The organism is Falsiroseomonas oryziterrae (assembly GCF_021864505.1).
GTDB classification, from domain to species: domain Bacteria; phylum Pseudomonadota; class Alphaproteobacteria; order Acetobacterales; family Acetobacteraceae; genus Falsiroseomonas; species Falsiroseomonas oryziterrae.
Genome location: NZ_JAKJIB010000198.1, coordinates 1 through 7318, shown reverse-complemented (window position 1 = coordinate 7318; position 7318 = coordinate 1). Strand labels below are relative to the sequence as shown.

Genomic DNA, 7318 nt, shown 5'->3' with positions numbered 1-7318 from the left:
CTCGCCCAGCAGCGCAGCGAGGCGGAGCGGCGCGTCGCGGGCCTGGCGGAGGAGCAGCGCCGCGCCGAGCAGGCCGCCCGCGACGGTGAGGCGCGGCTCGGCGAGTTGCGGCGGGCAATCGCGGAGGCCGAGCAGCGGCTCCGGACGCCGGCGCCGGAGACGAGCGGAGCGAACTGACGGAGCGCGGCCCTCCTCACCTGTCCGGCGAGGAAGGCCTGGGCTGCGTCAGTGGCCGAAGAGGCTCGCGACCAGATAGGCGACCACCGCGGCGACGCCGCCGATGGCCAGCGTCTGCACGGCGCCCCGCAGCGCCGGCAGGCCGGTGGCGCGCGCCTTCAGCCAGCCGAAGCCGAACAGCGCCACGGCGGTGAGCGAGCTCGACAGCAGCAGCGCAGGCGTGGTGGTGGCGAAGATCATGTAGGGGAACAGCGGGATCAAGCCGCCGACGACATAGGCGCCGCCGATCGTCACCGCCGACTTCGCCGCGCGGTTCGGGTCGGGCTCCGTGAGGTCGAGCTCGAAGCGCATCATGAAGTCGACCCACTTCTTGCGGTCGGAGGCGATCGCGTCGACCGCCTGCCGCAGCACCTCGCCCCGCACGCCGTAGCGGTGGAGGATCGCCGCGACCTCCCACTTCTCGCGGTCGGGATAGAGATGCGTCTCCTCCTCCTCCCGCTTGCGCTCGGAGGCGTAGTGGTCCGATTCGGTGCGTGCGGCGAGGTAGCCGCCGAGCCCCATGGCGACGCAGCCGGCCGCGATCTCGGCGAGGCCCGCGGTAACGATCAGCGGGTTGGCGGCGACCGCACCGGACAGCGCCGCGGCGAGCGCGAAGGGCACGGTGAGGCCGTCGGCCGTGCCGATGACCAGGTCCCGCACCGTCTCGTTCTGGGTGAAGTGCCGTTCCTCATGCGGCGGCCCGGGCGGCATGGGCGGGAGGCCGTCGCGGGTGGGCTCCTGGGTCGGTGCATCCATCATGGCGGCGCAGAGTAGTGTCGCGCGGCGCGACGCGCCACCGGCCTGCCCCTGCGCGGACTGGCCAGTCGGCCATGGCCATGGTCTACGCCGCGCATGGCCGTCCCGACCGATCGTCTGCCCCTCTGGACCGTGATCGTTCCGCCTGCAGCGCTCGCGACGGAGCTGGCGCTCGGCGGTGGGGCCGGCGCGATGGTGGCGGTGGCGCTTGGCACGGCGCTGCTGGCGGCGGTGATGGCGGCCGTCCACCATGCCGAGGTCGTGGCGGCGAAGGTGGGCGAGCCCTTCGGCGCCATCGTGCTGGCGCTGGCGGTCACGGTGATCGAGTTGGGGCTGATCATCTCCATCCTGCTGGGAGACACGCCGCAGCCCACCCTGGTGCGCGACACCGTGCATGCAGTGGTCGTGCTGGTGCTGCACGGCCTTGCCGGCGCCTGCATCCTGACCGCGGCGTGGAAGCACCGCGAAGCCGGCTACCGCACCATGGGCGCGCAGGCCTACCTGATCGTGCTGATCCCGATGGTGATGGTCACGCTGGTGCTGCCGAACTTCACGACGAGCGCGCCCGGGCCCGTCTACACGACGCCGCAGCTGATGTTCGTGAGCGCGGTCTGCCTCGCGCTCTACCTCGCCTTCACCTTCGTCCAGACGGGGCGGGACCGCGAGCATTTCCTGCCGACCGCCCTGCCCTCCAAGGCGGCAGGGGCACGGCCGACCGGCCGGCTGGCGATGGCGGCGCTCGGCTTGCTGGCGCTGGCCCTGACGGCGGTGGTGCTGCTGGCGAAGGCCGTCTCGCCCGTCCTGCAGGCGGGCGTCGCGGCGATCGGCGCGCCGCATGCGCTGGTCGGGGTGATCGTCGCCGCCATCGTCCTGCTGCCCGAAGCGGCGACCGCCCTTCGCGCGGCACGCGACGACCGGCTGCAGACCTCGATCAATCTCGCGCTCGGGTCGGGCGTGGCGACGATCGGGCTGACGATCCCCGCCGTCTCGCTGATCGCCTGGTGGACCGGCACGCCGCTCGAACTCGGCGTGTCGGCGGGGGGCGCGGCCCTGCTGACGCTCTCCTTCCTGATGGCGTTGATCACCTACGGGTCGGGCCGCGCCAGCCTGCTGGCCGGCTTCGTCCACCTCATCCTGCTGGCCGTCTGGCTGTTCCTGATCATCGCACCCTGAGACGCCCGCATCCGGACCGATCCGGTGCCGGCGGGTTGTCCGGGGAGCGAGGCGCCTCTATAGCGGCCCCGCCCGGAAGCACCCTGCCAGGGACCCCCACTTGGCCAGCATCGAACCCGACACCAAGCCGCGCGCCGAGCCGAACCCGGCCCAGGCGCGCCAGGCGGCGATCCTCGCCAAGCCTGCCACCGAGGCGCGGCGCATGGCGGATGCCATCCGCGCACTCGCGATCGACGCCGTGGAGCAGGCAAAGTCCGGCCATCCGGGCATGCCCATGGGCATGGCCGATGTCGCGACGGTGCTGTTCTCCCGGTTCCTGAAATACGACGCCGCGGATCCGCGCTGGCCCGACCGCGACCGCTTCGTGCTGTCGGCCGGCCACGGCTCGATGCTGCTCTATGCCCTTCTGCACCTGACGGGCCATGCGGGGATGGGGATCGAGGAGATCCGCAACTTCCGCCAGCTGCATTCTCCCGCCGCCGGACATCCCGAGTTCGGCGAGCATCCGGGCATCGAGACCACCACCGGCCCGCTCGGCCAGGGCATCTCGACCGCGGTCGGCATGGCGCTGGCCGAGCGGCACCTGGCAGCACGCTTCGGCAAGTCGCTGGTGGACCACCGGACCTGGGTCATCGCCTCGGATGGCGACCTGCAGGAAGGCATCAGCCACGAGGCCGCGTCGCTGGCAGGCCACCTGAAGCTCGACCGGCTCTGCGTGCTGTGGGACGACAATTCCATCAGCATCGACGGCGACACGGCGCTCTCCTTCACCGACGACACGCTGAAGCGCTTCGCGGCCTATGGCTGGGCGGTGCGGCGCGTTGACGGGCACGACCATGAGGAGGTGGCTTCCGCGATCGGCTGGGCGATGCGCAGCCGCAAGCCGACGCTGATCGCCTGCCGCACCATCATCGGCTTCTCCTCGCCGAAGAAGGCGGGCACGGCGGCGAGCCACGGCGCGCCGCTCGGCGCCGAGGAGGCGGCGGCGGCGAAGTCGGCGCTCGGCTGGAATCACCCGGCCTTCGAGGTGCCGGAAGGGCTGAAGGGGCGCTGGGAAGAGGCCGGCCGCCGCAGCGCGGGCACGCGCCGCAGCTGGCTCAAGCGTCTCGCCAAGCACCCGCTGCGCGAGGAGTTCGAGCGCGCGATGGCCGGCCGCCTGCCGGAAGGCTGGCAGGAGAAGCTGGCGGAGCTGCGCGCGACCCAGGCCGCGGAGAAGCCGAAGCTCGCCACGCGCGTCGCGTCCCAGCGCGCGCTCGAGGCGCTGGTGCCTGCCGTGCCGGAGATGGTCGGCGGATCGGCCGACCTGACTGGGTCGAACAACACGAACGTGAAGGGCGTGCCGGCGCTCGCGCCCGGGCACTATGGGGGCCGCTACATCCATTACGGCGTGCGCGAGCACGGCATGGCGGCGGCGATGAACGGGATGGCGCTGCATGGCGGCGTGATCCCCTATTCCGGCACCTTCCTGGTCTTCGCCGACTACATGCGGCCGGCGATCCGCCTTGCCGCGCTGATGCGCCAGCGCGTGATCCACGTGCTGACGCATGACAGCATCGGGCTCGGCGAGGACGGGCCGACGCACCAGCCGGTCGAGCATCTGGCCTCGCTGCGCGCGATGCCGAATCTGCACGTGTTCCGGCCGGCGGATGCGATCGAGACGGCGGAGGCGTGGGAGCTCGCGGTGAAGCGTGCCGACGGGCCGAGCGTGCTGGCGCTGTCGCGGCAGAACCTGCCGGCGGTGCGGACCGATACGGGCGAGAACCGCTCGGCGCGCGGCGGCTATGTGCTGGCAGAGGCGTCCGGGCCGCGGCGGGCGACGCTGGTCGCGACCGGGTCGGAGGTGCATCTGGCCCTCGCCGCGCGCGAAGCGCTGGAGGCCGAGGGCGTGCCGACCGCCGTCGTCTCCCTGCCCTGCTGGGAACTCTTCGCGCTGCAGGACGACTCCTACCGTGCGCAGGTGCTCGGCGACGGGCTGCGCGTGGGCATCGAGGCGGCGGGGCCGATGGGCTGGGAGCGCTGGATCGGCGACGGCGTCTTCGTGGGCATGCAGGGCTTCGGCGCGAGCGCGCCGGCCGAGGCGCTCTACCGCCACTTCGGCATCACGGCCGAGGCGGTGGTGGCGGCGGTGCGCAAGCGCCTCGGCTGAACGAACCGGGGAAGGACAGGACGAACATGGCTGTGAAGGTTGCGATCAACGGCTTCGGGCGCATCGGGCGCCTCGTGCTGCGCGCGATGGTCGAGAGCGGGCGCGACGACGTGGAGTGCGTGGCGATCAACGACCTCGGCTCGGTCGAGGCGAATGCGCATCTCTTCCGCTTCGACAGCGTCCATGGCCGCTTCCCCGGCGAGGTGAAGGTCGAGGGCGACAGCCTGGTGATCCTGGCCAACGGCCGCCGCTACGGCCCGATCAAGGTGACGGCCGAGCGCGACCCGACCAAGCTGCCCTGGCAGGGCGTGGATGTCGCCGCCGAGTGCACCGGCATCTTCACCAGCAAGGAGAAGGCCTCGGCCCTGCTCGCCGCCGGCGCACGCAAGGTCGTGATCTCCGCCCCCGGCGACAATGCGGATGCGACCATCGTCTACGGCGTCAACCACAAGACGCTGACCAAGGAGATGACCGTCATCTCCAACGCCTCCTGCACCACCAACTGCCTGGCGCCGGTCGCCAAGGTGCTGCACGAGAACTGGGGCATCGCGCGCGGCTACATGGTGACGATCCACGCCTACACCGGCGACCAGAACACCGTGGACACGCTGCACAAGGACCTGCATCGCGCGCGGGCCGCGGCGGTCTCCGCGATCCCGACCTCGACGGGCGCGGCCAAGGCGGTTGGCCTGGTGCTCCCGGATCTGAAGGGCAAGCTGGACGGCACCGCGATCCGCATCCCGACGCCGAACGTCTCGCTGATCTCGCTCGACGTGAACCTGAACACGCCGGGCGTCACGAAGGACACGGTGAACGCCGCGATGAAGGCGGCGGCGGAGGGCGAGCTGAAGGGCATCCTCGGCTACAACACCGCGCCGCTGGTCTCGATCGACTTCAACCACGACCCGCACAGCTCGACCTTCGACGCGACGCAGACGCAGGTGGTCGATGGCGCGCTGGTGCGGGTGATGGCCTGGTACGACAACGAGTGGGGCTTCTCCAACCGCATGTCGGACACGATGGCGCTGTTCGGACGGCTCTGAGCCGGCGCCGCCCTTCCCCGCGCGCGGGGAAGGGCGCGCTCAGAACAGCGTGAGGCGCGACCGCGACACCTGGAAGCCATGGCCGGCGGGGTTGGCGCAGCGGAGGCCGGCTTCCTCGGAGTCGCAGCTGATGCCGGCCAGGCTCCACCGCGCGCCGTAGCCGAGGACGAAGGCCTCGTCGTTCCGGACAGAGCCGCCGTCGCAGGGCAGCCCGACCTCGCCCGTCGCGCGCAACGCGAGCGCACCCGGCCAGCCGCCCTGGCAGGCCGCCGCGCCCGCCGGCGGCGCGAAGTCGCGCGCGAGCGCCTCGCAGCGCAGCGTCTCGCCGGTCAGCCGGCAATGAACGTTCCCGGAGGGGGTCTGGAAGGCCGGCGGGGGTGGTTGGAAGCCCGGCTGGGCCGATGCTACGACCGGCGCGAGCAGGAGCGCCGGAAGCATCCCGCAGACGCGTGCCCTCATGCCGCCTTCCCCGCCAGGATTCGAGCCATGTTCCGCACCCTCGACGACCTCGACGCCGCAGGCAAGCGCGTGCTGCTGCGGGCCGACCTCAACGTGCCGGTGAAGGACGGCGTCATCACCGACCGCACCCGGATCGAGCGGCTGTCGCCGACCATCCGCGAACTGGCCGAGAAGGGCGCGCGCGTCATCGTGTGCAGCCATTTCGACCGCCCGAAGGGCAAGCGCGTGCCGGAGATGTCGCTGCGCCCGATGGCCGAGGCGCTGTCGGCAGCGCTCAATCGCGCCGTCGCCTTCGCCGAGGACTGCGTCGGAGCGGAGGCCGAGGCGGCCGCGGCGAAGCTGCAGGACGGCGAGGTGCTGCTGCTCGAGAACACGCGCTTCCATGCCGGGGAGGAGAAGAACGATCCCGCGCTGGCGCAGGGGCTGGCGAAGCTCGCCGATGTCTTCGTGAACGACGCCTTCTCGGCCGCGCACCGCGCGCATGCCTCGACCGAGGGGGTGGCGCATCTGCTGCCCGCCTATGCGGGGCGGCTGATGGAGGCGGAGCTGAAGGCGCTCGACGCCGCGCTTGGCAACCCGGCGCGGCCGGTGGTGGCGATCGTGGGCGGGGCCAAGGTCTCCACCAAGCTCGAGCTGCTGGGCAACCTGGTGAAGCGGGTCGACGTGCTGGTGATCGGCGGGGCGATGGCCAACACCTTCCTGGCCGCGCAGGGCGAGGCGATGGGGAAGTCGCTGCAGGAGGCCGAGATGCACGAGACGGCGCGGCAGATCCTGGAGACGGCGAAGGCGGCGGGCTGCGAGGTGGTGCTGCCGCTCGACCTCGTGGTGGCGGCGCAGTTCGCGCCGAACGTGGCGACCCGGACGGTGGCGGTCGATTCGGTGCCGGCGGAGATGATGGCGCTGGATGTCGGGCCGGAGACGGTGGATGTCGTCGAAAGCCGGCTGCGCCAGGCCTCCACGCTGGTCTGGAACGGTCCCTTCGGCGCCTTCGAGACTCCGCCCTTCGACGCGGCGACGGTGGCGGTGGCGCAGTCGGTGGCCTCGCTGACCGCCTCCTCGGGGCTGAAGTCGATCGCGGGCGGCGGCGACACGGTGGCGGCGCTGAAGCATGCGGGGGTTGCGGACCGGATGACCTATGTCTCGACGGCCGGGGGCGCCTTCCTGGAGTGGCTGGAGGGCAAGACGCTGCCGGGCGTTGCGGCGCTGGACCGGTAGGTTTTCGGCAGGAACTGCCCGCGCTCCACCACTGGTTGCTGGAAGGTTAACGGCGCGCGGCGGCAGGCTGCCGCCATGCAGCCCATCGGCCTCCCGCCCCGCGCCAGCCGACTTCGCCCGAGATCCGTCTTAACCGGGCGTTCAGGCTTGCGCGGCATGGTGGTCCGCATGATCAGCCTGAACTCGCTTGCCGCCTTCACGGCGGAGGTCTCGCGCCTGCAGGCCACCACGCCGGTGCGCGGCGCCACCACCGGCCAGACGCCGGCCGCGCCCACGCCGCCGGAGTCGCCGCGGCGGCTCGATGCGCTGC

Annotated in this window: 6 protein-coding genes; 4 read left to right on the top strand and 2 right to left on the bottom strand. The window is 72.0% G+C overall.

Annotation, left to right across the window (positions count from 1 at the left end):
• Positions 1 to 225: 225 nt before the first annotated feature.
• Positions 226 to 975, bottom strand: coding sequence for a VIT1/CCC1 transporter family protein (locus L2I40_RS15235; protein ID WP_237216056.1), 750 nt, complete (start codon positions 973 to 975; stop codon positions 226 to 228).
• 93 nt (positions 976 to 1068) lie between these two features.
• Here L2I40_RS15235 and L2I40_RS15230 point away from each other — a divergent pair, with 93 nt between their 5' ends.
• The 3 genes from L2I40_RS15230 to gap all read left to right on the top strand — a co-directional run bounded on the left by L2I40_RS15230 (position 1069) and on the right by gap (position 5334).
• Positions 1069 to 2145, top strand: coding sequence for a calcium:proton antiporter (locus L2I40_RS15230; RefSeq protein WP_237216055.1), 1077 nt, complete (start codon positions 1069 to 1071; stop codon positions 2143 to 2145).
• A gap of 100 nt (positions 2146 to 2245) precedes the next feature.
• A complete protein-coding gene (gene tkt / locus L2I40_RS15225) occupies positions 2246 to 4291 on the top strand; it encodes a transketolase (RefSeq protein WP_272910972.1) in 2046 nt (681 codons plus the stop codon).
• A gap of 26 nt (positions 4292 to 4317) precedes the next feature.
• Positions 4318 to 5334 carry a type I glyceraldehyde-3-phosphate dehydrogenase gene (gene gap / locus L2I40_RS15220; RefSeq protein WP_237216054.1) on the top strand — a complete coding sequence of 339 codons (1017 nt, stop codon included), beginning with the start codon at positions 4318 to 4320 and terminating at the stop codon, positions 5332 to 5334.
• A gap of 39 nt (positions 5335 to 5373) precedes the next feature.
• Here gap and L2I40_RS15215 read toward each other — a convergent pair whose 3' ends face one another.
• Positions 5374 to 5793 carry a DUF6636 domain-containing protein gene (locus L2I40_RS15215; RefSeq protein ID WP_237216053.1) on the bottom strand — a complete coding sequence of 140 codons (420 nt, stop codon included), beginning with the start codon at positions 5791 to 5793 and terminating at the stop codon, positions 5374 to 5376.
• A 27-nt stretch (positions 5794 to 5820) separates the two neighbouring features.
• Between L2I40_RS15215 and L2I40_RS15210 the strand changes: the two genes are divergently transcribed.
• Positions 5821 to 7008: a phosphoglycerate kinase gene (locus L2I40_RS15210; protein WP_237216052.1), complete on the top strand. Its 1188-nt coding sequence runs from the start codon at positions 5821 to 5823 to the stop codon at positions 7006 to 7008.
• The last annotated feature ends 310 nt before the right edge of the window (positions 7009 to 7318 follow it).

What these genes read in the sequence shown, in the direction of transcription:
- L2I40_RS15210 (WP_237216052.1), top strand. Translation starts at nt 5,821, where the DNA reads ATGTTCCGCACCCTCGACGACCTCGACGCCGCAGGCAAGCGCGTGCTG.
- L2I40_RS15230 (WP_237216055.1), top strand. Translation starts at nt 1,069, where the DNA reads ATGGCCGTCCCGACCGATCGTCTGCCCCTCTGGACCGTGATCGTTCCG.
- L2I40_RS15215 (WP_237216053.1), bottom strand. Translation starts at nt 5,793, where the DNA reads ATGAGGGCACGCGTCTGCGGGATGCTTCCGGCGCTCCTGCTCGCGCCG.
- L2I40_RS15235 (WP_237216056.1), bottom strand. Translation starts at nt 975, where the DNA reads ATGATGGATGCACCGACCCAGGAGCCCACCCGCGACGGCCTCCCGCCC.
- gap (WP_237216054.1), top strand. Translation starts at nt 4,318, where the DNA reads ATGGCTGTGAAGGTTGCGATCAACGGCTTCGGGCGCATCGGGCGCCTC.